Annotated in this window: 25 protein-coding genes; 13 read left to right on the top strand and 12 right to left on the bottom strand. The window is 68.8% G+C overall.

All coding sequences use genetic code 11. The annotated features are described in order from the left end of the window. Positions 1-17: 17 nt before the first annotated feature. The gene (locus AC1D2H_RS24150) at positions 18-689 is read left to right on the top strand and encodes a cupredoxin domain-containing protein (RefSeq protein ID WP_478012702.1); all 672 of its coding nucleotides are present in this window, start codon (positions 18-20) and stop codon (positions 687-689) included. On the opposite strand, the gene atpE is transcribed toward AC1D2H_RS24150, so the two are convergent. The 9 genes from atpE to AC1D2H_RS24105 form a co-directional block, all read right to left on the bottom strand. Then, positions 686-928 (bottom strand): F0F1 ATP synthase subunit C, encoded by a 243-nt coding sequence (gene atpE, locus AC1D2H_RS24145; RefSeq protein WP_477937273.1) that lies wholly within the window; start codon positions 926-928, stop codon positions 686-688. The genes AC1D2H_RS24150 and atpE overlap by 4 nt on opposite strands. Positions 929-1,043: 115 nt before the next feature. Beyond that, entirely contained in the window at positions 1,044-2,507 is a 1,464-nt protein-coding gene (locus tag AC1D2H_RS24140; RefSeq protein ID WP_477937275.1) for a protein kinase domain-containing protein, read from the bottom strand. After that, on the bottom strand, positions 2,507-3,283 hold the full coding sequence (locus AC1D2H_RS24135; protein ID WP_477937277.1) for a metallophosphoesterase family protein: 777 nt from the start codon (positions 3,281-3,283) through the stop codon (positions 2,507-2,509). Before AC1D2H_RS24135 ends, AC1D2H_RS24140 begins: the two co-directional genes overlap by 1 nt. Before the next feature lie 203 nt (positions 3,284-3,486). Then, on the bottom strand, positions 3,487-5,916 hold the full coding sequence (locus AC1D2H_RS24130) for a spermidine synthase family protein (protein ID WP_478012701.1): 2,430 nt from the start codon (positions 5,914-5,916) through the stop codon (positions 3,487-3,489). Further along, on the bottom strand, positions 5,913-6,539 hold the full coding sequence (locus tag AC1D2H_RS24125; RefSeq protein ID WP_478012700.1) for a putative 2OG-Fe(II) oxygenase: 627 nt from the start codon (positions 6,537-6,539) through the stop codon (positions 5,913-5,915). Before AC1D2H_RS24125 ends, AC1D2H_RS24130 begins: the two co-directional genes overlap by 4 nt. Beyond that, positions 6,536-7,483, bottom strand: a complete 948-nt coding sequence (locus tag AC1D2H_RS24120) for a HupE/UreJ family protein (protein ID WP_478012699.1) — start codon at positions 7,481-7,483, stop codon at positions 6,536-6,538. Before AC1D2H_RS24120 ends, AC1D2H_RS24125 begins: the two co-directional genes overlap by 4 nt. Positions 7,484-7,491: 8 nt before the next feature. Then, positions 7,492-8,343, bottom strand: coding sequence for a peptidyl-prolyl cis-trans isomerase (locus tag AC1D2H_RS24115; RefSeq protein WP_478012698.1), 852 nt, complete (start codon positions 8,341-8,343; stop codon positions 7,492-7,494). A gap of 73 nt (positions 8,344-8,416) precedes the next feature. Then, the gene (locus AC1D2H_RS24110) at positions 8,417-10,702 is read right to left on the bottom strand and encodes a hypothetical protein (protein WP_478012705.1); all 2,286 of its coding nucleotides are present in this window, start codon (positions 10,700-10,702) and stop codon (positions 8,417-8,419) included. A gap of 101 nt (positions 10,703-10,803) precedes the next feature. Next, positions 10,804-11,247: a copper chaperone PCu(A)C gene (locus tag AC1D2H_RS24105; RefSeq protein WP_478012697.1), complete on the bottom strand. Its 444-nt coding sequence runs from the start codon at positions 11,245-11,247 to the stop codon at positions 10,804-10,806. Positions 11,248-11,409: 162 nt separating this feature from the next. Here AC1D2H_RS24105 and AC1D2H_RS24100 point away from each other — a divergent pair, with 162 nt between their 5' ends. Further along, positions 11,410-11,982 carry a PEP-CTERM sorting domain-containing protein gene (locus AC1D2H_RS24100; protein ID WP_478012696.1) on the top strand — a complete coding sequence of 191 codons (573 nt, stop codon included), beginning with the start codon at positions 11,410-11,412 and terminating at the stop codon, positions 11,980-11,982. Between the two features lie 199 nt (positions 11,983-12,181). Here the strand turns inward: AC1D2H_RS24100 and argF are convergent, their stop codons facing one another. Together argF and AC1D2H_RS24090 are read right to left on the bottom strand one after the other, a co-directional pair. Continuing rightward, positions 12,182-13,144, bottom strand: a complete 963-nt coding sequence (argF, locus tag AC1D2H_RS24095; protein WP_477937290.1) for an ornithine carbamoyltransferase — start codon at positions 13,142-13,144, stop codon at positions 12,182-12,184. Continuing rightward, a complete protein-coding gene (locus tag AC1D2H_RS24090) occupies positions 13,141-14,346 on the bottom strand; it encodes an acetylornithine/succinylornithine family transaminase (RefSeq protein WP_477937292.1) in 1,206 nt (401 codons plus the stop codon). Before AC1D2H_RS24090 ends, argF begins: the two co-directional genes overlap by 4 nt. Before the next feature lie 161 nt (positions 14,347-14,507). Here AC1D2H_RS24090 and AC1D2H_RS24085 point away from each other — a divergent pair, with 161 nt between their 5' ends. Then, positions 14,508-14,846, top strand: a complete 339-nt coding sequence (locus AC1D2H_RS24085) for a DUF3579 domain-containing protein (RefSeq protein WP_477937294.1) — start codon at positions 14,508-14,510, stop codon at positions 14,844-14,846. 76 nt (positions 14,847-14,922) lie between these two features. Beyond that, positions 14,923-15,780 carry an alpha/beta fold hydrolase gene (locus tag AC1D2H_RS24080; protein ID WP_478012695.1) on the top strand — a complete coding sequence of 286 codons (858 nt, stop codon included), beginning with the start codon at positions 14,923-14,925 and terminating at the stop codon, positions 15,778-15,780. A 93-nt stretch (positions 15,781-15,873) separates the two neighbouring features. On the opposite strand, the gene rpsT is transcribed toward AC1D2H_RS24080, so the two are convergent. Next, positions 15,874-16,170, bottom strand: a complete 297-nt coding sequence (gene rpsT, locus AC1D2H_RS24075) for a 30S ribosomal protein S20 (RefSeq protein WP_477937298.1) — start codon at positions 16,168-16,170, stop codon at positions 15,874-15,876. A 120-nt stretch (positions 16,171-16,290) separates the two neighbouring features. Between rpsT and murJ the strand changes: the two genes are divergently transcribed. The 9 genes from murJ to AC1D2H_RS24030 all read left to right on the top strand — a co-directional run bounded on the left by murJ (position 16,291) and on the right by AC1D2H_RS24030 (position 24,338). Then, complete coding sequence (murJ, locus tag AC1D2H_RS24070; protein WP_477937300.1) at positions 16,291-17,853, top strand: murein biosynthesis integral membrane protein MurJ; 1,563 nt, start codon at positions 16,291-16,293, stop codon at positions 17,851-17,853. Beyond that, entirely contained in the window at positions 17,853-18,710 is an 858-nt protein-coding gene (locus AC1D2H_RS24065) for a SirB1 family protein (RefSeq protein ID WP_478012694.1), read from the top strand. The genes murJ and AC1D2H_RS24065 overlap by 1 nt, the downstream gene beginning before the upstream one ends. A gap of 28 nt (positions 18,711-18,738) precedes the next feature. Further along, entirely contained in the window at positions 18,739-19,797 is a 1,059-nt protein-coding gene (locus AC1D2H_RS24060; protein WP_478012693.1) for an AI-2E family transporter, read from the top strand. 84 nt (positions 19,798-19,881) lie between these two features. Beyond that, entirely contained in the window at positions 19,882-20,580 is a 699-nt protein-coding gene (gene hda, locus AC1D2H_RS24055; protein ID WP_478012692.1) for a DnaA regulatory inactivator Hda, read from the top strand. After that, on the top strand, positions 20,577-21,245 hold the full coding sequence (locus AC1D2H_RS24050) for a histidinol-phosphatase (RefSeq protein WP_478012691.1): 669 nt from the start codon (positions 20,577-20,579) through the stop codon (positions 21,243-21,245). Before hda ends, AC1D2H_RS24050 begins: the two co-directional genes overlap by 4 nt. Further along, positions 21,242-22,780 carry a polynucleotide adenylyltransferase PcnB gene (gene pcnB / locus AC1D2H_RS24045; protein WP_478012690.1) on the top strand — a complete coding sequence of 513 codons (1,539 nt, stop codon included), beginning with the start codon at positions 21,242-21,244 and terminating at the stop codon, positions 22,778-22,780. The genes AC1D2H_RS24050 and pcnB overlap by 4 nt, the downstream gene beginning before the upstream one ends. After that, positions 22,777-23,253, top strand: a complete 477-nt coding sequence (gene folK / locus AC1D2H_RS24040) for a 2-amino-4-hydroxy-6-hydroxymethyldihydropteridine diphosphokinase (RefSeq protein ID WP_478012689.1) — start codon at positions 22,777-22,779, stop codon at positions 23,251-23,253. The genes pcnB and folK overlap by 4 nt, the downstream gene beginning before the upstream one ends. Positions 23,254-23,274: 21 nt before the next feature. After that, a complete protein-coding gene (locus tag AC1D2H_RS24035) occupies positions 23,275-23,631 on the top strand; it encodes a DMT family protein (protein WP_478012688.1) in 357 nt (118 codons plus the stop codon). Positions 23,632-23,690: 59 nt separating this feature from the next. Further along, positions 23,691-24,338, top strand: coding sequence for a DUF47 domain-containing protein (locus AC1D2H_RS24030; RefSeq protein WP_477929928.1), 648 nt, complete (start codon positions 23,691-23,693; stop codon positions 24,336-24,338). Positions 24,339-24,342: the final 4 nt, after the last annotated feature.

Raw genomic sequence — 24,342 nt, 5'->3', positions numbered from 1 at the left:
GCTCATCTCTGCCCACCATGCGCGCACTTCTTGGCACCCTCCTGCTGCTCGCGGCTGCAGCGACACAAGCCGCTGACCTGACCGTCACCGTGCTGGACCGCAACGGCAAACCCTTGGGCGATGCCGTTGTGCTGGTCGACAGCGCCGTACAGGGCGCGCGGCCCGCGATGGTCATGGAGGCCAGCGTGACGCAGGAGAAGCTGCGCTTCGTGCCGACGGTCACCGTCGTCGGCCTTGGCGCCAAGGTCAGCTTCAGCAACCTCGACACCTGGGACCATCACGTCATCCTCGGCCTGATGGGCGCCGGCGGCGTCTATGTCGACCCGGGCCAGAACACCCAGTTCCGCCTCGCCGGCCGTGTGGGCAACAAGCCGCCATCCGGCGACGCCAAGGTGCTGAACCAGCCCGGCGCCTATCTGCTGGGCTGCCATATCCATGGCTCCATGCGCGGCCACATCTACGTGGCCGACACGCCCTGGGCCAAGCTGGGCGGCGAGGACGGCAAGGTGGTGCTGCAGGGCGTGCCCGAGGGGCCGGCCCGGGTGCGCATCTGGCATCCTGACCAGCTTGTCGACGGCGTACCGACCGACGTGAAAGTCGCCGCGAACGGCGGCGCGGTGACCATCACCACGCAGATCGCCCCGGCGCGCAAGAAGCGGCCCGCGGGCGATCCTTACTTTGGTGGTTAGTGAGCGAAGGGGTTGGCCGTGGCAAACCACAGGCCGATGCCCGTCGCGATGATGAAGGCGCCGTCGGTCACGCCCACGGCCAGGAAGAACTTGGTCTGAAGCTCGGGCGCCAGTTCGGGCTGGCGGGCCATGCCTTCCAGCAGCTTCATGCTGGCCAGGCCGATGCCCAGGCAGGAACCGAAGGCGGGAATGCCGATCAGCAGCGCGACGGCGAGGGGCAGGACATCGAAGGCAGGCATCTCAATTACTCCTTGGTGTGTTGGCAAGAAGGAGTCTGGCGGCGTCATGGTGGCGCGTCGATGACCTCGGAAGTCATTGAGTTCAAGCGCTCGTTGAGGTCAACTGGAGGCTTCCTCAAGAACCCCCAGCAGGTTCACGCACGACCGTGACCGTGCAGTCCGACTCGGCCACGACCTGGCCCGACACGCTGCCCAGATAGCGCCGCAAGGCCGACGCACCGCGTGCGCCCATGACGATATGGTCCACGCCGTTGCGGTGGGCAAAGTCGATGATGGCGCCAGCGGCGTCGGGTGCCTCCAGCACATGGAAGGTCAGCCGCCCGTCCTCCAGGCTGAGCGCCTTGCTGATGGGCCGCGCCCAGTGCTTGAGCGCGATGAGCTGCTTCACGTGCACGCTCTGGCCATGCTGGTCGGTCAGCTCGTCGATGCCGATGCGGTTCACCCGCATGACGCTCACGCAGGCCAGGCGCGCACCGGCCTCGGTCTGCACGATGCGGCGTACCGTCTCGCAGAGCTGGGCCAGCAGTTCGGGCGTTGCGTTGTCGACATCCACCGCCGCCATGACGATGGGGCTGCGTGCCAGCTGCTGGCCGGCCGGTGCCGCGGGCGCGGGCTCGGCACCCAACGCAAAGAACCAGCGCTTGAGCCGCATCATGGCGCCGCTCACCCGCAGCTTCTCGGCTCGCGCCGTCAGCGCCACGCCGGCGGGCTCGCGCAGGTCGAGCGCGAGCTGGGCCGCGCTCTGGTAGCGCCGCTCGGCCTTGACCTCCAGGCAGTGCAGGATGATCTCCTGCAACCAGGGCGGCAGCTCGGGCCGGATGGCGCGCGGTGGCACCGGCTCGACGAAGAGGCGGCGGCGCAGGCCGCGCACCGAGTTCGGTTGGCCGAAGGGCCGCTCGCCGGTGGCCAGGTGGTAGAGCATGACGCCCAGCGCAAACAGGTCGCTGCGCGGGTCATTGCGCACGAACTGCACCTGCTCCGGGCTCATATACGGGCCCGTGCCCATGGGCAGCGTGAATTCCTCTTCGAGCAGGTCGGGCAGCTGCTCGTGGCGGCTCAGGCCGAAGTCGACCAGCACGGCCGTGCCGTCGGGCCGGAACATGATGTTGCTGGGCTTGATGTCGAGATGAACGACGTATTGGCGATGCAGCGCGGCCAGGGCCGTGGCGACGCGGGCGCCGATGTCGGCCACCTGTTCGGGCGGCAGCGGCGCGTCGTCGAGCAGCGGCCGCAGCGTGTCGCCGGGGATGCGCTCCATGACGATGAAGGCCTGGCGCGTCCAGTCGCCGCGAGCGACGAAGCGTGGCACATGGGGGCCGCTCAGTTGCGGCATCAGCATCTGCTCGACCTCGAAGCCGACGATGGTGGCCGGGTCCTCGCCGCCCTTGATGCGCGGCACCTTCATCAGCAGTTCGACGCCGTCGTCGCTGCCGTCCTCATTGCCGTCAACGCGGCTGACCCGCCACAGATTGGCCATGCCGCCCTGGTGCAGCCGCGCTTCGAGCCTGAAGCCATCCAGCACCTGGCCGGCTTCGAGCGGCGCGGGCGGAGCGGGTGAAGCGGGGGCCGTCGTGCTCATCACTCGCCGCGCGTGAGGCGCTTCGCCAAGCGTTCGGCAATCATCGGCGGCAGCTCGGTCGCGCGCAGCGCCGCGACGGCGGCATCAACGTCATAGGCGATGCGCTGGAAGGTGATGCGGGCGTCGTCCAGGTCGGACTTGGCCGGGTCCAGCAGCGCATAGCAGGTGGCCGGGTTGCCGTCACGCGGCTGGCCGCAGGAGCCGGGGATGGCCAGCCACTGCCGGTGGGCCGGCAGCGGCATCGGCACGCCGGCCACGGGCCGGAAGTCGCCCGCCTTGCCGGTGCCCGAGAGATGGAAGAGCATGGGCTCGTGCATATGGCCACAGACCTGGATGCGTGCCGTGCTGGCGTGCAGGCTCTTCACCGCCTCGGCGCGGCCCTGCACATACTCCCAGCCGTTGGGATCGAAGGCATTGGCATGCACGAACAGGCAATGCCCGGGCTCGCCATGGGCCTGCAGCGGCAGCCGGCTCAGGAAGCGCAGCTGGTCTTCATTCAGCTGGGCCCGCGTCCAGTCGATGACGGCGCGGGCGTCGGGGTGCATGCCGGGGTTGCTGCCATGGGCGACCGCCTCGTCATGGTTGCCCTGCACGGCAATGGCGCCATCGGCCACCATGGCCATGACTTGATCGAGCACCCAGGCCGGGTCGGCGCCGTAGCCGACGAAATCGCCCAGCAGCGCATAGCGCGTGGCGCCCTGGGCTCGGGCGTCGGCCAGCACGGCCTCGAAGGCCTGCCGGTTGGCATGAATGTCTGTGATGAAAGCCCAACGCATGGGGCGCAGCTTCTCACGAAGCACTGACACCGGCCCAACAAGAAGAAGGTGCGAACGCACCCAGCACAGCCGCTCGTACCGCCGCGACGCCGCCACTCGGCGTTGCAAATGCTCCCCGTAGGCCCCGCTACGGCTGCGCTTTGCGCCTTGATTGGCGCCTCCGCAGCGGCCCGCTCGGCCGCGCCGGATGCCTTCACACCTTCTCAGAGGCTTGCCAGATCGGGTCGGATGCGCGCCAGGGCGTCCCTCAGTTGCCGGGCCGCCGCGGGGTCACGCGGGGCCAGGGCTTGCGCCAACCGGCGCAGCGGTTCCGCGGCGGGCTGGAAGTCGGGGCTCTGGCGCAGCACGGCCAGCAGCTGGGGCCCCACCCGAGCCAGCATGACGGCGGGATCGGCGCTGGGCACTGTCTGGCGGCCCAGGTCCAGATAGCTGCGGCGCGCCTGGGCATAGGCGGTCAAGCGCGTGGCCAGCGGGGCGTCGGGCGTGGCGAGCAGGGCGCTGGCGTCGACATCCAGCTGGCCGAGCAGGGCCAACAGGCGGTCGCGCGGCGCGGAGTCGGGCGCGTAGGTGATGCGGGGTGCGCGGTAGGCTACCCAGGGACGGTCGTCGGTGTTCGGCGGCGCGTCGGCGGCAAAGCGCTTCAAGGCGGCCGGGTCGGCGATGAAGCTGCCGAGCACGCTGAAGCCGTCGCCGAGGCCGAACTGCCCGGCCAGCTCGGGCATGGGCCGGGGGGCGAAGCGCGTGGCGGCGGCGCGGCCGACGAGGCCGAGGGTGGGCGTGTCCAGGCTGTTGCTGGCGAGCAGGGCGGCGCCGTCGGGGAAGGCCTGCAGGAAGGCCGCCGTGATGCTGCGCAACGTGTCGATGTCGAGCTGGTGCAGCGGCAGCCACTGGCAGAACAGGCCGTGCGACGTGAGCCGCTCGCGCACGGCGCGGAAATGCTCGACCGTGTAGAGGGCGCCCGAGCCGCTGCGGGCCGGGTGGAAGTTGTCGGAGACGATGACGTCGTAACGCAGCGTGGCCGTGCGCACATAGCGGCGCGCGTCGGCGGCAAGCAGGCGCGGTGATGGCCCCTCGCCGAGGGTCTGGCGGAACAGCGCCGAGGCCGCGATGACCTCGGGCAGCAGTTCGACGGCATCCACCTGCACGCCCGGCAGTCGGGCCGCGACACCCGAGGTGACGCCGGAGCCGACGCCGAGGAAGAGGGCGCGCTCTGGCGCCGGGTGCAGCAGCAGCGGCAACAGCGCCTGGCGGCCGTCGACGAGGACGGTGGCGCTGCTGCCTTCCTGCTGGCGATTGTTGATGTGCAGCCGCGCGACGCCGGCGGCGTCCTCGACGACGCTGACGGCGGCCAGGCTGCCGTCGCGATAGCTCAGCAGGCGGCCGCCTTCGGGCAGGGTGATGAAGGCCAGCGGCGGCGCGAACAGGGCCAGGGCGGCCGTCGCGCCGGCAGGCAGCCACCAGGCGGGGCTGCGCCAGGCCGGCAGAAGCAACAGATAAGCGGTCGCCACGAGCAGCAGGGCGAGCTTGGGGCCGAGGACCGGCGCGATGAGCACGCCGAACAGCGGTGCGGCCAGCGTCGCGCCCAGCGTGTTGACGCCCAGAGCCCGGCTGAACGGGATGCCGGCCGCGACCGCGTCGCCGCTGAGCTGGCAGAAGAGGGCGCCCATCAACAGCGTCGGCAGCGCGAAGACTGTGACGGCGAGCAGGGCCTCGGTCGCCAGGGCAGCGGCCAGCGTCTCGGGCTGCAGGGCGGCCTTGATCGCCTCGGCGCCCCACAGCGCGGCCATGCCGAGCAGGATGCTCGCGGCCAGGGCCTGCAGCAGGCGCGGCGTGCGGCGCAGCCCGGGCCAGCGCGCATGGGCAGCGGCACCCAGGGCGCTGCCGGCGAGGTAGACGGCCAGCAGCAGGGCGAAGGTGTAGACGGTGTCCTCGGCAACCTGGCTGAGCACGCGCACAGCCAGCACTTCGTAGGCGATGCCGAGCAGGCCGGTCAACGCGAGCATCACCAAAGGTCTATGCGTCGTTCGTATTGCCAAGGGCCGCGCCGGGCGGGCTTGCAGAGCGGCACCGGCCAGCACGGCGCATCCCAGGTTGAGCGCCACGCACAGGCCGGCGCTGCGCGTCAGGCCCCAATCCGGGATCAGCCAGAAGGCCGTGGCCAGCACGCCGGCGACGGCGCCCAGCGTGTTCGCCGCATACAGCGGCGCGAGGCCTGCCGTGCCGATGCGCGCCATGGCCGGCAGCGTCGCGCCCATTGCGGCGGTGGCGGGCAGCAGCAGGATGAAGCTTGCGCCAAAGGCCACGCTCCAGTGCCACAGCGGCGTCGCGTCCGGCCCGATCAGCGCAAGCGCCGCATTGCTGGCCACGGGCATGGCGGCCATCAACACCGCGCCCCAGACCCCGATCAGCGCCTCACAGCCGGCATACCAGCGCAGCGGCTGAGGGCTCGCCTCGATGCGCCGCCCGAGCAGAAGCGCACCCCATGACAGCCCGCCGAAGAAAGCCGCGATGACGGCCAGCACGGCGGCCGATTCATGTCCGAGCACGAGGCCGAACTGCTGGGTCCAGACGATCTGATAGCCCAGGCCGGCAAAGCCGGACGCGGCCATCAGCAGCAGGGCGAGGTGCTTCAAGAGTTGAAGCTCAGCGTATAGCCCCAGCTTTCCAGGCGAGTGGGGATGGCATTGAAAGCCAGGCTGATGCGCCGCCCGCCGGCGTTGGGCGGCACGGCGTGCATCAAGTAGCTGGGGAACAGGACCATGTCGCCGGGGGAGGGCGTGGGGCTGATCCACTTCTCGGCGTTGTAGGGGCCGGTCACGACGCCGGCATGGTCGTTCTTCAGCGTGAAGTCGTGGCCGCCGGGCGACTTCATGAAGACGGTGCGGGCCGAGTCGTGGGTCTCGGTCAGGTAGACCACGCCGGAGGCAAAGCTGTTGGCGTGGTTGTGCATGGCTTGCCGCCCGCCGGTGTCCAGCACATTGACCCACATCTCCTTGATGGCCCAGCCCAGGTGCTCGCCGAAGAGGTGGCGGCCGAACTCGGCGATCCTGGGCGTGATCAGCGCAGCAGCCTGCACCAGCAGCGGGCTGTCCGAGGGCTGCAGCATGCGGGTGTGGGACAGCGCGTCGGAGCTGTTGTTGGTTTGCAGGGCCTGGGTGCTGAAGTGGTCGACCAGCGCGTTGACGAGCGGCGGCGGCAGCACGCCGACCGAGCGCTGCAGCGGCACCGGGAAGAGGCCGATCACCTCATCGGTCATGCGATCACCGCCGCCACGCGCAGCCAGGACCAATAGGCCGCGATGGCGCCGATCATGTAGAGCAGCACCGTGCGCGCCCGCTGCGTGGCGGGCCAGCGGCTGGTGAGGCGCCACAGGCACCAGCACGCGCCCACCGTCATCAGCTGGCCGATCTCGACGCCGACATTGAAGGTCAGCAGCGCGACGGGCAGGTGGTTCTCGGGCAGGCCGATCTCCTTCAGCGCGCCGGCAAAGCCCAGGCCGTGCACGAGGCCGAACAGGAAGGCGACGACGGCTGGCCAGCGGCGCGCCAGCGTGTCGCGTCGGTGCAGGGCCTCGCCGGCCACCAGCACGATGGACAGCGCGATGCTGGCCTCGACGGGCGCCGAGCGCAGCGTCAGCCAACCCAGCGCGCTGCTGGCCAGCGTCAGGCTGTGGGCGGCGGTGAAGGCGGTGATGGTCCAGACCAGCCGGCGCTGGAAGCCGACGAGGAAGAGCAGGCCGATGACGAAGAGCAGGTGGTCGACGCCGCCGAGGATGTGTTCGACGCCCAGCAGCGTGTAGGCGCTGGCGATCTCGCCCATGCCGCGCGGGTCGCTGGCGGCGCCGTAGAGCTGCACCGTGGGCTGGGCCTTGGTCAGCGTGTAGACGCGGGTTTCGCCGTCCAGCCAGAACACCTTGACGACGGCGGCCGAGTAGCGCTGGCCGACACCCTGGACCGACAGGCTGCCCGACAGGCCGTGCTCGCCACAGCGCAGCACGGTGGCGTCGGCGACGCAGCCCTCGGGCCAGACGGGCGTCAGGTCCTGCGCGATGGGACGTTTCTCGCCGGCCATCCACTGCCACAGGAATTCGCCGCGCTGGGTCTCGCGCAGCTGCATCTCGGCCATGCTCATCTCGTGAGCGCGTGAAGGCAGGGCGGCAACGGCGAGCGCGATCAGCAGGGCCGCGCGCAGCCACGTCACGAACGACTTCATTTCGCCGTGGCCTCAACCTTGATGACGTACTTCCTGGCCAGGGCGGCGACGGCGGCGCTGCGCTGTTCGGACAGCGTGGCATCGGTCCAGTCCTGCTGCACGACATTGCGCAGGGCCTCGAAGCTGGCCGGCCTGGCACCGCTGGCAGCGTCCAGGCGCACGGCGCGCCAGCCCTCGCGGCTTTGCAGAGCCAGCCACTGGCCGGGCGGCGCCGCTTCCAGCGCCCTGGCGAAGCCCTCGCCATAGCTCTGCAGCAGATTGCCGTGCGGCCGGCCCTTGAAGACGCGCAGGCCGGCCTTGGCGTCGCCGGGCGTGCCGTTGTTCAGCGCGTCGACGAAACCGCGCACGGCGGCCTCACCGGCCTCGCCGGGCAGCATGGCTTCCTGGAAGTCGAAGCGGGCCGGCTCGTCGTACTTGGCGCGGTGCTTGTCGAACCAGTCGCGCAGCAGTTGGTCGTCGGCCGGCGGCAGCCTGGTGCCGCTGTCGAYGACGCTCAGCGCCTTGAAGATGACGCGCTCGCGGATGGCGGTGTCGCCCTTGTCGAGCTGCAGGGCCAGGCCCTCGCGGTAGAGCACCTCGTTGTCCAGCCAGACCTTGCGCAGCGCCGCCATCTCCTCGACGTTGGGGTCGCGGTTGCGCGTGGCCTTGAAGAGCTGGCGGGCTTCCTCATCGACCTCGGCGCCGACGACGATCTCGTTGGCGTCGCCAGCGCGGCGGTTGAGCAGGTGGTCGACGCCGAACAGCAGGGCGCCGAGCAGCAGGAAATGCAGCAGCGGCTCACGGGTCCAGGCCGGCAGTGCGCGGCGGGTCGAGGTGGGCAGGGCGATGGGCGGCAGGACGCTGGACATAGCCCGCCATGCTAGGCAGCGAACAAGACAGGATGACGACAGCGGCGCGGCTGGGCGCGCCGCTGTCGCCGGCTCACTTCACCCCGGCCACGGCCACCGAGTTGGCCACTTCGACGTAGATCGGGTTGCTGTAGAACCAGAGGTCGGACCAGGCCGCCACGTCATAGGACACCGCCTTCTGGCCGGCGATCGGGCTGGCACCGCTGGCCGTGGCCAGGTGGGCCGGGCAGCCGTTGATGGTGCCGCTGGCCTGCGTCCAGTTGGCGCCGTTGGCCGGCACATTGCTGCCCGTCGTCGTGCAGGGGATGCGCAGCATCGTCGTGTCGTTGGCGTTGGTGTAGACGTCGGCCAGCGGGTTGCCGCTGGCGTCGGTCTCGTAAGGCACCGAGGCCGGCAGGTTGCTGCCGCGCAGGCGCACGTACTGCGAGGCCTGCACCGCCGGGATGCGCAAGCTCATCTTCAGGAAGCTCGTGTTGTCGACGCCCGACTGCACCGTCGTCCACGGCGTGCCGCCGTTGCCGCTGAAGGTCTTCAGGATGCCGGCCGAGGTGTTCTTGGCGGCGGCGGGCACGGCGGCCAGGCCGGTGGTGCTGCCGTCGGCCTTCAGCCAGGCGGTGTTGCGCGGCCATTCGCCCGCGTAGTCGGCGGCGCCCGGCGTCTTGTAGCCGGTGACGAGGCCGCGGATCACGTCGACGTGGTCCAGCACCGGCTTGTTGATCGGCTGGTTGATGCCGACCTGGGCCAGGGACGGGTTGGGGAAGCTGTAGGGCGAGAAGTTCACGCCGTCCGGGTCGCGCAGCACGACGGCGACGACGATCTCGGCGCCCGGGCGGACGACGAGCTTCTCGCCCATGGTGGCGCAGCCGCTGGCGCTGATGTCGGTGGCCTGGGTGGCGGCAGCCACGGCCAGCGCCTCGACGGCAGCGTTGGAGCGGGCGGCCGGGCCGGCATAGGAGGCGCAGGCGACGAAGGCCAGGCGATCGATCAGCTGGCCGGTGGACGACCAGGCGTTGCCGGTGCGCAGGCCGTCGACGATGACCTGCGGGCGCAGCTTGTCGCTGCCGTTGCGAGCCATGACGTGGGTGCGCTGGTATTCGCCGGGGTAGAAGTCCTGGCTGGAGCGGCGGTCATCCGGGCCGAAGCTGCCGCGGTTGTGCCAGTCGGAGCTGGCGAAGAACCAGAAGCCGCGACCTTCGCCGAGCAGGGCGTCCCAGACGCCGCCGACCTGGGCCGCGTAGACGCCGGTGCCGCCGTAGGTGGTGCCGCCGACGGAGTCGACCAGACCGGCTGCGCCGCCGAAGTTGTTGCGCTTGACCTGGTATTCACCGCGGTTGCTGGAGGCGCCGTGACCGGGCTGGGATTCGAAGCCGAAGGCGACGGCCGGGGCGGCGTTGTTGAAGTTGCGCAGATGCTCGATGTTGAAGCCGTTGTTGCCGTCGGCGTTGAAGGGGCCGGCACGCTCCAGGTGGGCGGGCACGTAGTAGCTGCCCTGGCCGTGGAACTTGGCCATCCACTTCAGCGCTTCGACGGTCTTCAGGTGGCCCTTGCTGCCGGTGCCGGCGCCGCCGGGTTGCACCAGCTTCTGGCCGGTGGCGCTCCAGCCCAGCGTGGCGGACGTGGAGTCGGCGCTGTCGGGGTTGCTGCAGTTCCAGTTGTTGCCGACGCTGGAGCCGGTCACATTGCCGCGGCTGGTGTCGGTGTCGCCGCGGTCGAAGCAGTAGGACCACTTGGCCAGCGCGTCGGCGTTGCCGGTGGCGGTGTAGCCCGGCGCGTTCGGCAGCGTGATGGTGTCGATGGCCGCGGGCATCTGGCCGGTGATGACGGACATGGACGAATGCTCATGGCCGGCGACGACAGATTCCATGCCGATGAACAGCGGCAGGTTCTTCTGCACCGACAGGTACTCCAGCACCGGGTACTGGTACTCCTGGATGGACTGCCAGCGCCACATATTGCCGTTGCCGCCCACGCCACCGCCGTTGCCCTTGAGGTTGGCCGCGCCGATGCTGTTGGTCCAGGTCGTCGTCGGGCCCTGGCCGGCGACATAGGGGTAGGCGGGCGTGGACAGCGTGGCGTCTTCGACCAGCGTGCAATTGCGGTTGCCGTTGCCGCCGTGGCCGGCCTGCACGAACCAGTCCAGGCCCCAGGGCGTCTCGACCTTGTCGGTGACCTTCTTCACCAGCTTCTGCATGGAAATCGAGCCGTCCGAGCAGGTGGTGTGGTTGTGGAAGTCGCCGGACACGTATTTGCCGGCGGTCTTGCCGGCTGCCGTGGCGATGCTCGGCGCGATGACCACGGTGCTGCCGATCGCCGCGAGGGCGGCCAGGGCGATCTGGCTCTTGGTGAAGAAGTGGGACATGGAAGCGGCTCCAGGAGGAATGGGGGAGGGCTGAAACGGGGCGGATGCTAGGAAGCGGTCATGACCTGGGCGTGACGGCTTGAAGGCGCCGTGCAGGCCGCTCAGCGCAGGCCGGCGTAGTCGACGTTGACGGTCGCGTTGACCGGTTCGGCGAATTCGAAGAGCAGGCGCAGCGGGTAGCTGCGGCCGACCTGCAGCGGCTGCTGCAGGTCGAGCAGCTCGAGGTGCAGGCCGTCCTCGGTCAGCTCCAGCGTCTGGCCTTGGCGGATGGCCAGGGGCAGGTCTTGCGCGCCGGCGCCGGCCAACCGCACCCCCCCAGCCACGGGGGTCTCGACGCCGATCAATCGGTCGCTTCGCTGCACCTCGTCGAAGCGCATGCACAGGCGCGCCGTGTCGGCATCGACGCGGGTGGCGCGCGTCCATGGGTGCCAGATGCGCAGATGGCTGCTGAAGAACTCGCAGGCCTGCGCCGGGCGGGCGAGGCCCAGGTAGGCGCTGCTGGCAGCGAGCAGCAGATGGCGGCGGTGCAGGAGGCGGGCAGACATGGGCCGCGACCATCGCAGCCGCCTGTGACAAGCCGGTGACGTGCCCTTGCCGTTCAGCGGTGACGCATCGACGTCATGCGGCTGTCTTCTTGGGTCACCACACTGCACCCCGACTCAAACGCAGCGGCAATGCCGCCTCAACCCCTTCTCTGGAGTTTTTCGATGAAGCTCGCCACCCTCGCAATGGCCCTGGGCCTGGCCTCGCCGGCCTTCGCTGCAGCCCCGCTGTCTGTGGACTTTGAAAAGAACTGGAACTACGGCGACCTGGTGGACGGCAGCTACGCCGCCAGCGGCGTGACCTTCACGAATGTGCTGGGCCTGTCCAATGACAACGTCTTCACCTATTACGCGGGCGCTCCGTCGCCGCTGGGCGTGGCCTTCGTGCAGCTCGACGGCGTCCAGAACACGACGGCCTACATGAACGTGGCCGGCGGCGTCTCGGGTGGCCTGAGCTTCTTTGCCTCGACGACGGCTGACTTCGAGGTCAAGGCCTATTCCGGCTTGAACGGCAGTGGCACGTTGCTGGGCACGTTCACGGTGGCCGCCAACACGACCGACTACTCGGGCTGGAGCCAGAAGGTCTTCACGTTCGGCGGCGTTGCCCAGTCCTTTGACCTTAGCAGTGCGAACGGCGTTGCTGCCCTGGACAACATTTCCGCCGTGCCCGAGCCCAGCAGCGTCGCGTTGATGCTGGGCGGTGCGGCCCTGCTGCTGGCCCGTCGCCGCCGCGGCTGATCGCGCTTCAGACGAAAGAAAGCCGGCTGCGAAGCCGGCTATTTCATTTCAGCTTGAGGGTCAGCCGATACGACCCAGCAGCAGGTACTCCATGAGTGCCTTCTGCACGTGCATGCGATTCTGGTGTTCACCCACTTGCCTGCGGCAAATGAGTGAACCCCAAACAGAATGCCAGCCCTCGCGGGCCGCGTATCGGCCTTCAGCCAATCCGGCCGAGCAGAAGGTACTCCATGAGTGCCTTCTGCACGTGCATTCTGTTTTCTGCCTCATCCCAGACCACCGACTGCGGCCCGTCGATGACGTCCGCCGCCACCTCTTCGCCGCGATGCGCCGGCAGGCAGTGCATGAAGAGGGCATCCGGCTTGGCGCGGGCCATCATGGCGGTGTCGACGCACCAGTCCGCGAACGCCGCCTTGCGGGCCTCGTTCTCGGCTTCGTAGCCCATGCTGGTCCAGACGTCGGTCGTGACCAGGTCGGCGCCGTCGCAGGCCTCGCGCGGGTCCTTGAAGACCTTGTAGCAGCTGGCGTCCTTGATGCCGGCCACGACCGGGTCGACGCCATAGCCGCTGGGCGTGCTGACATGCACCTTGAAGCCGAGGATCTCGGCGGCCTGCAGCCAGGTGTTGGCCATGTTGTTGCCATCACCGACCCACGCGACGACGCGGCCCTTCAGGCAGTCCATGTCGATGGCGCCGCGGCGGTCCATGCCGCGGTTCTCGATGAAGGTGAACAGGTCGGCCAGGATCTGGCAGGGGTGGTACTCGTTGGTCAGGCCGTTGATGACCGGCACGCGCGAGTGCGCCGCGAAGGCCTCGATCTTGCTCTGCTCGAAGGTGCGGATCATGACGATGTCGACCATGCGGCTGATGACGCGCGCCGAGTCCTCCACCGGTTCGGCCCGGCCGAGCTGGCTGTCGCCCGTCGTCAGGTGCACGACGGAGCCACCCATCTGGTACATGCCGGCCTCGAAGCTGACACGCGTGCGTGTGCTGGCCTTCTCGAAGATCATGGCCAGCGTGCGGTCCTGCAGCGGCTGGTATTTCTCGTAGTTCTTGAAGCGCCGCTTGATGATGGCGGCGCGGTCGAACAGATGGGCGTATTCCTCGGCGCGCAGGTCCTTGAACTGCAGGTAGTGACGCATCAGTGCATCTCCCGGCTTCATGGCTTGGGCTGGGCCAGCAAGGCCTTGATCAGGGGCACGAGGATGGCCGCGATCTGGCGGGCCTCGTCGTGCGTCAGGATCAGGGGCGGCAGCAGGCGCACGACGCGGTCGGCGGTCACGCTGATCAAGAGGCCGGCGTCCAGCGCCTGGCCCAGCAGCGGGCCGGCCGGGCGGTCGAGCTCGATGCCCAGCATCAGGCCCTGGCCGCGGATCTCGACAAAGCCGGCCACGCCGGCCAGGCCTTCAGCCAGCGCACCGCGCAGCGTCGCCCCGGCGGCTTCGGCGTTGGCGAGAAGGCCGTCCTCCTCCATGATCTTCAGCGTCTCGACGCCGGCGCGCATGGCCAGCGGGTTGCCGCCGAAGGTGGTGCCGTGGTTGCCGGCCTTCAGCACGCCGGCGGCGCGCGGGCCGCAGACGACGGCGCCGATGGGCACGCCCGAGCCCAGGCCCTTGGCCAGCGGCATCACGTCAGGCTTGATGCCTGCCCATTGGTGGGCAAACCACTTGCCGGTGCGGCCGATACCGCACTGCACTTCGTCGAGCATCAGCAGCAGGTCGCGTTCGTCACAGATGCGGCGCAGCGCCTGCAGGAACTCGATGCGGGCCGGGTTGATGCCGCCTTCGCCCTGGATGGTTTCCAGGAAGATGGCAGTGACGTTGGGATGCGCGGCGAGCGCGGCCTCGAGGGCGGCAATGTCGTTCAGCGGCACGCGCACGAAACCCGGCACCAGCGGCCCGAAGCCGGCCTGGATCTTGGGGTTGGCCGTGGCGGACAGCGTCGCGATCGAGCGGCCATGGAAGGCGCCCTCGAACACCACCACCTCGGGCGAGGGGTTGCCGCGGTCGTGGCCGAACTTGCGGGCGATCTTCAGCGCCGCCTCGTTGGCTTCCAGCCCGCTATTGCAGAAGAAGACATTGGCCAGGCCCGAAAGCTCGCAAAGCTTGGCGGCGAGCTGCTCCTGCAGCGGCACGCGGTAGTAGTTGCTCGTGTGGATCAGCTTGGAGAGCTGATCCTGCAGCGCCGGCACCAGGCGCGGGTGGTTGTGGCCCAGGGTGTTGACCGCGATGCCGCCCAGTCCATCCAGCAGTCGTCGGCCTTCCGTGTCCCAGACCCAGCAGCCCTGGCCGTGCGAAAGCGCAACGGGCAGGCGGCCATAGGTCGGCATGACATGGGGCTCGGACGAGGCGGGGACAGCGTTCATCGGGTCTCCAGAAGTTCCAGAAGAGGTTGAGGAAAATGGGCTTTTGATTCTAGAGTCGAGACGGGCGGCAATTGCTGCGGCGCAGCAGATCGGCCTGTGTCGAGGCACAATAGCGGTCTTTGGCAGCGGTGCCCCGCTGTAGACGCGAAGCCCCTCTGTTCATGACCGTTGCTCCCCCGCCGCGCGAAGTCTTCATCCAAGGTGTCACTCTGGATGGACGCACCTTCCGCCCGAGCGACTGGGCCGAGCGACTGGCCGGTGCAATGTCCTGTTTTCGGCCTGGCGGCGCGCGGGGCGGCATCGGCGCCTATATCGGCTATTCGCCGCTGTGCGTGCCCACCGTCATCAACGGCGTGAAGTGCGTCATCGTCAACGAGGAGCTCAAGCGCCTCGAGCCGATGGCCTGGGATTTCGTCATGAACTTCGCGCGCGACAACAACCTGCAAGTCGCCGATGCCTGCCTGCTGCCCGATGGGCCGGGCGGCAAACCGGACGCTTGAAAGCCTGTCTCCTAGCGAGACTCCGGAGGCGCGCCACGCCGCGGCGCCGTTATCCTCGCCGGCAATGTTTGGACACATGCCCATAAACCCCAGCGCCGCTGCCGCAGTCACCGTGGCGCCGCCCGTGGCCGAAGCGCCGGTGCCGGTCTGGGTGTTGCTGCGTGGCCTGTCACGGGAGAGCGGGCACTGGGGCGTCTTCCCCGAGCATCTGCTGCGCGAACTGCGCGCGCTGCAGCCGGCGTCGAGGATGGTGATGCTGGACCTGCCCGGTACCGGTGCGTTGCGCCGCCAGGCCAGCCCCACCCAGGTGTCGGCCATCGTCGACGCCTGCCGTGTCCAGCTGGAGCGCCACGGCGTGACGGGGCCGGTGTCACTGGTCGGCATGTCGCTGGGGGCCGCGGTGCTGAGCGAATGGGCGAGCCGCTATCCCAAGGAGGTCGAGGCCGGCGTGTTGATCAACCCGAGCCTGCGGCCGTTCAGCGAACTCTTCCGCAAGCCGCGACCCTTGAACTATCTCGGCCTGCTGCTGCTGTCATTGAGCCGCTTCAGCGCCCGCATGCGCGAGGAACGCGTGCTCAGTCTGACGACGCGGTTGACGCCGCCGCAGGCCGTCATCGACCGCTGGGTGGAACTGCAGCGCCAACATCCTCTGGGCGTGCGCAACACGGCGCGCCAGCTGCTGGCCAGCATGCGCTACCGCGCCAGCCGCACCCGCCCCAGTGCGCCCATGCTGTTGCTGTGTAGCAAGGGCGACAACCTCGTCGACTGGCGCTGCTCCCAGGCCATCAGCCGGGCCTGGGGGGCGCCACTGCGCCTGCACACCAAGGCCGGGCACGATCTGCCGCTGGACGACCCGCAATGGGTGGCCCGCGCCGTGGCGGAATGGCTGCGCGATCGCAGCATTCAAGGCGTCGTTGCCGGGGAGTGGCACTAGCCAAAATGCAAAAGGCCCGCGAAAGCGGGCCTCTCAAAGCAGAAGGCCCGCTTTCGCGGGCCTTCTGCCTTGCACCAGAGCTGGATTTTGTTATCAGGCGGCGAGCGCCTTGATCTTGGCGGACAGGCGGCTCTTGTGGCGAGCAGCCTTGTTCTTGTGGAAGATGCCCTTGTCAGCGACAGAGTCGATGACGGCTTGGGCAGCCTTGAACAGGTCAGCGGCCTTGGGCTTGTCGCCCGCGGTCACAGCCTTTTGCACGTTCTTGACGACCGTGCGGAATTTGGAACGCAGCGCCGTGTTGGCGGCGTTGAGCTTGACGTCCTGGCGGGCGCGTTTGCGGCCCGATGCCAGGCGAACCGTCTTCTTCTTGGCTTTGGAGCTGGTTGCCATGCTGTATCTATACCCAGTTGGTGCAAAGACGACGAGTATAGCCCGAAATCAGGGTTAAAGCCAAGTGCCTGGGCGCAGTATCGAAAGTGACGTCATTCACGACACAGATAATCCGCCGCCATGAATCTGCTGCGCGCTGCGTCGACCATATCCCTGCTGACCCTGACCTCGCGCATCACCGGCCTTGTCCGTGAAACCATGGTGGCCGGGCTTTTCGGCGCCACGGCGATGACCGACGCGTTTCTCGTCGCGTTCCGAATCCCGAACCTGCTGCGCCGGCTGTTTGCCGAAGGGGCATTTTCCCAGGCCTTCGTGCCGCTGCTGGCGGCGACGCGGGCGACCGAAGGCGAGGAGGCCACGCATCGCCTGATCGATGCGGTGGCGACCGTGCTGCTGTGGGCGCTGCTGGTGACGTCGGTGATCGGCGTCGTCGCAGCGCCGCTGCTGGTCTGGCTGCTCGGCTCGGGGCTGCCGGGACCCGCCTTCGATGCATCCGTCGTGATGACGCGCTACATGTTTCCCTACATCGGCTGCATGTCGCTGGTGGCCTTGTCGGCGGGCATCCTGAACACCTGGCGGCGCTATGTCGTGCCGGCGGCGACGCCGGTGCTGCTCAACCTCAGCGTCATCGCCGTCGGCTGGGCCCTGGCCAAGCCGCTGGAGCGCGCCGGCTATCCGGGCATCTACGCCATGGCCTTCGGCGTCATGCTTGGCGGCGTGCTGCAGCTGCTGGTGCAATGGCCGGCGCTGCGGGCCGTCGGCGTGACGCCGCGCATGCGCCTGAGCTGGCGGGGCCTGCAGGAATCGCGCGCCAACCCCGGTGTCGGTCGCGTCATCCTGGGCATGGGGCCGGCGCTGCTGGGCGTCGGCGTGTCGCAGCTGTCGCTGATGATCAACACGCAGATCTCCAGCCACCTGGCAGAGGGCGCGACCTCCTGGCTGAACTATGCCGACCGGCTGATGGAATTCCCCATCGGCCTGCTCGGCGTGGCCCTCAGCGCCGTGCTGACGCCGCAGCTGTCCGCCGCCCAGGCCTCGGGGCAGAGCGAGCGCTACAGCCGCCTGCTCGACTGGGGCCTGCGCATGGTGATGCTGTTCGCCTTGCCCTGCGCCGTGGCGCTGCTGGTGTTTGCCGAGCCGCTGACGGCCGTGCTGTACCACCGCGGTGCCTTCACGGCGACCGACGTGGCCCACACGGCGCAGTCGGTCATGGGTTGGGGCGTCGGCCTGATGGGCCTGATCGCCGTCAAGGTGCTGGCGCCGGGCTTCTTTGCCCGCCAGGACACCGGCACACCGGCCAAGATCGCGGTGGCGGTGCTGGTGCTGACGCAGGGCTTCAACCTCGTCTTCGTGCCCTGGATCGGTGTCGCGGGCCTGGCGCTGTCCATTGGCCTGGGCGCCCTGGTCAACGCGAGCTGGCTGTTCTGGGGCCTGAAGAAGCTGGGCAGCTACCGCCCCGAGCCGGGCTGGCTGTCCTTCGGCCTGCGCGTGGTGCTGGGTTGTGCGGCCATGGGCCTGCTGCAATGGCAATTGGCGACCCGGCTGGACTGGCTGGCCCTGGGCACGCATGAGATCCAGCGCGGCCTCATCATGGCGGCCAGCCTGGCCGGCAGTGCCGTCGTCTATTTCGCGGTGCTGCTGCTGGTCGGCATGCGGCCTCGCGCTCTCGGCCGCCCGAACTGATGAAGTACGCGGCGCCCTCTCCGCTGGACTACTTTGCCGCGCTGGTGGCCGAGGACCAGGGCATCAACCTGCTCGAGGCGGCCATCAGCCTGGCCCAGGACGAGCACCCCGGCCTGGATGTGCAGGGCGTGCTGGCTGAGGTCGACCGCCTGTCGCGCCGCTTGCGCGAGCGCATTGCCCGCGACGCCGCCCCGGCCGAGCGCCTGCGCCAGCTGACCCGCTTCTTCCACGGCGAGCTCGGCTTTGCCGGCAATCTGAACAACTACTACGCGGCGGACAACAGCTACATCCACCGCGTGCTGGAAACCCGCCGCGGCCTGCCCATCGCGCTGGCCGTGCTGCTGCTGGAACTCGCCGAGCAGGCGGGCCTACGCGTGGCCGGCGTGGCTTTTCCGGGCCACTTCCTCGTCAAATGCAAGATCGGCCTGGGCGAGGCCGTCATCGATCCCTTTACCGGCGAGTCCCTGTCGCCTTCGCGCCTGGACGAGCGGCTGGGCCACTACCGCCACGGCAGCGGCCTGCCGGATGATCTGGAGCTGCCGCTGGAGTTCTTCCTGCGCGCCGCCGCGCCACGCCAGATCCTGGCCCGCATGCTGCGCAACCTGAAGGAAGTGCATCGCGCCGCCGAGGACTGGCCGCGCCTGCTGGCCGTGCAGCAGCGCCTCGTCATCCTGCTGCCGCGCGACCCGGCCGAGCGCCGCGACCGCGGCCTGGTGCTGGCCTCCCTGGGCGCCTTCGCCGCCGCGGCCCAGGACCTGGCCTTCTACCTTGCCGAGCGCGGCGATGCCCCCGATGCCGCCGAATTGCGCGCGCGCCTGGCGCTGCTGCTCGACCAGGCACCACCGCCGCTTCAGTGACAATCCGCGCCCGCCCGCAGACACCATGATGAAGCTCACCAAGCCCCAACGCACCGCCCTGGCCTGGGCCGGCGTCGCCTTCGCCCTCATCCTGCTGCTGTGGCTGCTGTCGCCCGTGCTGGCGCCCTTCATCGCCGCCCTGGTGCTGGCCTATGCCCTGGCGCCCGTGGTGCAGGCCCTGGTGGACCGGCGCACGCCGCGTGCGCTGGCGGTGCTGATGGTCGAGATGCTGTTCGGGATGGCGCTGCTGACCTTGGTGCTGCTGGTGCTGCCCATCCTCAGCAAGGAGCTGCCGGCGCTGCGTGAACAGATCCCGGCGCTGGCCAAGCTGGCCAATGACAAGCTCTCGCCCTGGCTCGCCGAGCACGGCATCTACATGCAGCTCGACCCGGCCAGCATCAAGGCCTTCGTGCTGAAGTATCTGGACGCCAATTTCGAGGAATGGCTCGCGACGGCGCTGAGCTCCGCCCGCATCGGCGGCAGCTTCCTGCTCGCCTTCATCGGCAATGCGGTGCTGCTGCCGGTCGTGCTTTTCTATCTGCTGGACGACTGGCCCGGCCTGGTCGAGCGCATCCGTGCGCTGGTGCCGCCCGCGGCGCGCGATTCGGTCGGCAGCTTCCTCGACGAATGCGACCAGACGCTGGGCCAATACCTGCGCGGCCAGTTGCTCGTCATGGGTGCCCTGGCCATCTTCTACAGCGTCGGCCTCGCGCTGGCGCGCTTCGACCTGGCGCTGCCCATCGGCGTCTTCACCGGACTGGCGGTCTTCATCCCCTATCTGGGCTTCGGCCTGGGCCTGGTGCTGGCGCTGCTGGCGGGCCTGCTGCAGTTCGCCAGCCTCTATGGTGTCGTGGCCGTCGCCATCGTCTTCGGCATCGGTCAGTTGCTGGAGAGTTTCGTGCTGACGCCGCGCTTCGTCGGCGAGCGCATCGGCATGAGTCCGCTGATGGTCATCTTCGCGCTGCTGGCCTTCGGCCATCTGCTGGGCTTTGTCGGCGTGATGATCGCGCTGCCGCTGTCGGCCGTCGCGGCCGTTGCCGTCAAGCGTCTGCACAAGGCCTACCTCGCGAGCTCATTGTTTCGCTGACGCAAGAATGCCCCCACGCTCACTACGTTCACTGCCCCCCGAGGGGGCGCGTCAGGGCCTCCGGGCGGCCGCGCGGCACTGACGATGAGGCAGATTCCCCTGGCGCTGCTGGCCCCGCCTACGCCCAGCTTCGACAACTTCCTGCCTGGCGCGAATGCCGAGGCGCTGGCCTATCTGATGGGCCTGATGCCCGGCGACCCGCCCGTGCTGCTCTGGGGCGCCACCGGCTCGGGCAAGACCCATCTGCTGCAGGCCCTGGCCGAGCGCTGGCAGGCCGCCGGCCAGCGTGTCGCCTGGTATGACGCCGACACCGCCTTGCCCTGGGAACTGCCCTCGCATGAGAGCCTGCTGCTGCTGGATGACTGCCAGCGCTTCGACGCCGGCCAGCAGCATGCGGCCTTCGCTCTCTTCGTTGCATCGGCAGGGCAGGGCTACACGGTGGTCGCCACGGCCGATGCGCCCGCCGTCGATCTGGCCGTGCGCGAAGACCTGCGCACGCGGCTGGGTTGGGGGCCGAGCTTCGCCCTCGAGCCCCTGCGCGAGGCCGAGATGCGCGCCGTGCTGCGCCGCGAGGCCGACCGGCGCGGCCTGCTGCTTGGCGACGAGGTGCTGAGCTATCTGCTGACCCGCTTCGAGCGCAACCTCAAGGGCCTGATGGCCTTGCTCGAGCGCCTGGACGAATTCGCCATGTCAGCCAAGCGCGCGCTGACGCTGCCGCTGCTGAAGACCATGCTGGCCGACGAGGCGATCGAAGATAAAACCGACTCTGACCCTGATTTATGAACCTGACGCTGTTTGACCTGGACGGGACCTTGATCCCGGTGGACTCGGATCACTCCTTCGGCACCTTCATGGTCGACGTGGGCTGGGTGGATGGTGAGGTCTGGGGTGCGAAGAACGACGAGTTCTTCGCCCAGTACAACGCCGGCACGCTGGACCTGCCCGCCTATGTCAATTTCGCGACCTCGGCCTTTCGCAGCCGGCCGCTGGAGGAGGCGCTGGCCATGCGGGAGCGCTTCATGGCCGAGATCATGAAGCCGGCCATACGCGTGGAAGCCAGGGCGCTTGTCGAGAAGCACCGTGCCGCCGGCGACCTGATCGCGCTGGTCACGGCGACGAACGAATTCGTCACCGCGCCGATCGCCGAAGCCTTCGGCATCGAGCACCTCATCGCCGTGCAGCTCGAGCGCGACGCCGAGCAGCGCTACACCGGCGCCATCCGCGGCATCCCGAGCTTCCGGGAGGGCAAGATCGCGCGTGTTGAGAGCTGGTTGCAGGGGCTGGGGGCACAATGGCCCGATTTCGAGCGCGTAAGCTTCTATAGCGACTCGACCAACGATCTCCCGCTGCTCGAACGCGTCAGCCACCCCGTGGCGACCAATCCCAGCCCCTCGCTCGCCGCGATTGCCGCCGAGCGAGGCTGGCCCCAGTTGCACCTCTTCGCATGATCAAAAAGTTCATCGACAAGCTGCTCGGCAAGCCTGCCGCAGCCCCCAAGAAGACCAGCCCGCTGGGCAAGCGGGTCGAGGTGCCGGCCGAAGTGCACGGCATCAACCCCGATCTGCTCGACGAGCGCGCCGTCAAGGTCGTCAAGACGCTGACCGACGCCGGCTTCGAGGCCTATATCGTCGGCGGCGCCGTGCGCGACCTGCTGCTGAACATGCGGCCCAAGGACTTCGACGTCGCGACCAACGCGACGCCCGAGCAGGTCAAGGGCCTGTTCCGCCGCGCCTTCATCATCGGCCGGCGCTTTCGTATCGTCCATGTCGTCTATGGCCGCGGCCGTGAGCACGAGGTCATCGAGGTCTCGACCTTCCGCGCGCTGCCGACCGAATCCGAAGCCATCGCCGGCAACGAGAAGACCTCCAAGAGCGCGCTCGAGGGCAAGTCGCATGCCGTGGATGCCGAAGGCCGGGTGCTGCGCGACAACGTCTGGGGCCCGCAGATCGAGGATGCCGCCCGCCGCGACTACACCGTCAACGCGATGTATTACGACCCGCAGCGCCAGCTGGTGGTGGACTATCACGGCGGCCTGGCGGACGCCAAGGCCAAGCTGCTGCGGATGATCGGCGACCCCGAGACCCGTTACCGCGAAGATCCGGTCCGCATCATCCGCGCCGTGCGCTTCGCGGCCAAGCTGGGCTTCACGCTCGAGCCCAAGACGCTGGCGCCGGTGAAGGCCTCGTCGGCGCTGCTGGCCAATGTGCCGGCCTCGCGCCTGTTCGACGAGATGATCAAGCTGCTGCAGACCGGCCATTCCCTGGCCAGCATTGCGCAGCTGAAGAAGCTGGGCCTGGGCCGCGGCGTGTTCGCCGTGCTGGACGCCATGCTGACCGAGGCCGGCGACCTGCATGAGGGCGTGCGCGGCAATTTCGTGCGCCAGGCTTTTGAAGACACCGACCGCCGCGTGCAGGAAGGCCGTGGCGTCAGCCCCAGCTTCATGCTCGCCTGCATGCTCTGGTACGAGGTGCTGGACCGCTGGACCAAGATCCGCAATGGCGGCGAGCCGGCCGTGCCGGCGCTGGCCCAGGCCATCGATGCCGTTTTCGATGCCCGCATCGGCGACATCTCGGGCCGCGGCAAGCTGGCCGCCGACATGCGCGAGATCTGGATGATGCAGACCCGCTTCGAGCGCCGCAGCGGCTCGGGCGTGTTCAGCCTCATCGAGCAGCCGCGCTACCGCGCCGGCTTCGACTTCCTGCGCCTGCGCGCCGACGTCGGCGAGATCGACCCGTCGCTGGCCGACTGGTGGGAAGACTTCGCGCTGGGCAGCGACGACGACCGCCAGGCCCTGCTGGCCGACGCCCGGGCGACGCAGCAGAAGCAGCCCCGCGTCGTGCGTGCGCCGCGCCCCGAGGCGCCTGCCGGTGAAGAGGCCGAGCCTGTGGCCGACGATGCGCCGGCCAAGAAGCGCCGCCGACGCCGCCGCAAGCCGGGCGGCGGCGGCGAGGGCGCCGCAGCGCCCGCGCCTGCCGCCGAGTGAGTTCGCGCGCCTACATCGGACTGGGCGCCAACCTCGGCGCCAATCTTTCTGCCAGCTTGACCCAGGCAGCGTTGCGTCTCGCGGCGCTGCCCGGTACGCAGGTCGTTGCGCTGTCAAGCACCTGGCGCAGCGCGCCGGTGGATGCGGGCGGGCCTGACTTCCTGAACGCCGTCGCTGCGCTCGACACGACGCTTCTACCCATTGAACTACTGGACGCCCTGCAGGCCATCGAGCTGGCCCATGGCCGCGAGCGCTCCTATCGCAATGCGCCGCGCACGCTGGATCTCGACCTGCTGCTCTACGACGAACTGACGCTGAATACGCCCCGCCTGACGCTGCCCCACCCCCGTCTGGGCGAGCGCGCCTTCGTGCTGCGTCCGCTGCTGGAGATCGCGCCGGCGCTGATCCATCTGGCGGCAGGCGACGGCTGGCAGGCCCAGCGCATCGAGCGACTCGGGCCGCTGTCCCTCTGAGTCCCACCTGGAGATACGACGATGTTTTCGACCCTCGCCGGCTGGCAGACCGTTGGCCTGCTGCTGCTGTCCAATGTCTTCATGACCTTTGCCTGGTACGGCCACCTCAAGGGCTTGTCGACCAAGGCCTGGTGGATCGCCGCCCTCATCAGCTGGGGCATTGCGCTGTTCGAGTACCTGCTGCAAGTGCCCGCCAACCGCATCGGCCATGGCGCCGGCTTCAGTCTGGCCCAGCTGAAGATCACCCAGGAAGTCATCACCCTGGCCGTCTTCGTGCCCTTCAGCCTCTACTACATGGGTGAGCCGCTGAAGCTGGATTTCCTCTGGGCAGGGTTATGCCTGATGGGGGCCGTCTACTTCATCTTCAGGTCGTCTTGATGACGGTTGGGTGACACGGCCCGGTAAACTCCGCCCCTTCGAGAGACCCAAGGACGCCCATGCTGTTTGGCAAGCTGCTGCCCCGTGAGGGCAATTTTTTTGAGTTGTTCAATGAGCATGGCGGCTTCATCCTGGAAGGCGCGCGCGCCTTCCAGAAAATGATCGAGAACTATGCCGACCCGGTGCTGCGCCAGCAGTACGCGGACGAGGTCGACAAGGCCGAGCATGCCGCCGACCGCGTCACGGCCGAAGTGAACCGGCTGCTGCACCGCACCTTCATCACGCCCATCGACCGTGAGCAGATCCACGGCCTGATCAACGCGATGGATGACATCGTCGACCTGCTGCAGGACTCCTCCGAGACGCTGTCGCTCTACGACGTGCGCGCCGTGCCCGAGCAGGTGCTGCAGCTGTGCACGCTGTCCGTGCGCTGCTGCGAGCGCGTGCAGCATGCGGTGACACTGCTGCCCCACCTCAGCAAGCCCGCCACGACCGAGGCGGCGCTCAAGACCTGCGAGGAGATCGACCGCCTGGAATCCGACGCCGACCGCGTCATGCGTGCGGCGATGTCGCGCCTGTTCCGCGAGCAGGAAGACGTGCGTGAGCTGATCAAGCTCAAGGCGATCTACGAGCAGCTGGAATCCATCTCCGACCGCTGCGAAGACGTGGCCAATCTGATCGAGGGCATCGTCCTCGAAAACTCCTGACCGG

It is taken from the genome of Roseateles sp. P1_C1_2, assembly GCF_056406535.1.
This window is presented reverse-complemented; position numbering and strand designations above follow the sequence as displayed.

Bases quoted from the DNA above. Each gene is read 5' to 3' on its own strand.
- AC1D2H_RS24150 (WP_478012702.1), top strand. From the start codon at position 18: ATGCGCGCACTTCTTGGCACCCTCCTGCTGCTCGCGGCTGCAGCGACA.
- atpE (WP_477937273.1), bottom strand. From the start codon at position 928: ATGCCTGCCTTCGATGTCCTGCCCCTCGCCGTCGCGCTGCTGATCGGC.
- AC1D2H_RS24140 (WP_477937275.1), bottom strand. From the start codon at position 2,507: ATGAGCACGACGGCCCCCGCTTCACCCGCTCCGCCCGCGCCGCTCGAA.
- AC1D2H_RS24135 (WP_477937277.1), bottom strand. From the start codon at position 3,283: ATGCGTTGGGCTTTCATCACAGACATTCATGCCAACCGGCAGGCCTTC.
- AC1D2H_RS24125 (WP_478012700.1), bottom strand. From the start codon at position 6,539: ATGACCGATGAGGTGATCGGCCTCTTCCCGGTGCCGCTGCAGCGCTCG.
- AC1D2H_RS24110 (WP_478012705.1), bottom strand. From the start codon at position 10,702: ATGTCCCACTTCTTCACCAAGAGCCAGATCGCCCTGGCCGCCCTCGCG.
- AC1D2H_RS24105 (WP_478012697.1), bottom strand. From the start codon at position 11,247: ATGTCTGCCCGCCTCCTGCACCGCCGCCATCTGCTGCTCGCTGCCAGC.
- AC1D2H_RS24100 (WP_478012696.1), top strand. From the start codon at position 11,410: ATGAAGCTCGCCACCCTCGCAATGGCCCTGGGCCTGGCCTCGCCGGCC.
- argF (WP_477937290.1), bottom strand. From the start codon at position 13,144: ATGAAGCCGGGAGATGCACTGATGCGTCACTACCTGCAGTTCAAGGAC.
- AC1D2H_RS24090 (WP_477937292.1), bottom strand. From the start codon at position 14,346: ATGAACGCTGTCCCCGCCTCGTCCGAGCCCCATGTCATGCCGACCTAT.
- AC1D2H_RS24085 (WP_477937294.1), top strand. From the start codon at position 14,508: ATGACCGTTGCTCCCCCGCCGCGCGAAGTCTTCATCCAAGGTGTCACT.
- AC1D2H_RS24080 (WP_478012695.1), top strand. From the start codon at position 14,923: ATGCCCATAAACCCCAGCGCCGCTGCCGCAGTCACCGTGGCGCCGCCC.
- rpsT (WP_477937298.1), bottom strand. From the start codon at position 16,170: ATGGCAACCAGCTCCAAAGCCAAGAAGAAGACGGTTCGCCTGGCATCG.
- murJ (WP_477937300.1), top strand. From the start codon at position 16,291: ATGAATCTGCTGCGCGCTGCGTCGACCATATCCCTGCTGACCCTGACC.
- AC1D2H_RS24065 (WP_478012694.1), top strand. From the start codon at position 17,853: ATGAAGTACGCGGCGCCCTCTCCGCTGGACTACTTTGCCGCGCTGGTG.
- AC1D2H_RS24060 (WP_478012693.1), top strand. From the start codon at position 18,739: ATGAAGCTCACCAAGCCCCAACGCACCGCCCTGGCCTGGGCCGGCGTC.
- hda (WP_478012692.1), top strand. From the start codon at position 19,882: ATGAGGCAGATTCCCCTGGCGCTGCTGGCCCCGCCTACGCCCAGCTTC.
- AC1D2H_RS24050 (WP_478012691.1), top strand. From the start codon at position 20,577: ATGAACCTGACGCTGTTTGACCTGGACGGGACCTTGATCCCGGTGGAC.
- pcnB (WP_478012690.1), top strand. From the start codon at position 21,242: ATGATCAAAAAGTTCATCGACAAGCTGCTCGGCAAGCCTGCCGCAGCC.
- AC1D2H_RS24035 (WP_478012688.1), top strand. From the start codon at position 23,275: ATGTTTTCGACCCTCGCCGGCTGGCAGACCGTTGGCCTGCTGCTGCTG.
- AC1D2H_RS24030 (WP_477929928.1), top strand. From the start codon at position 23,691: ATGCTGTTTGGCAAGCTGCTGCCCCGTGAGGGCAATTTTTTTGAGTTG.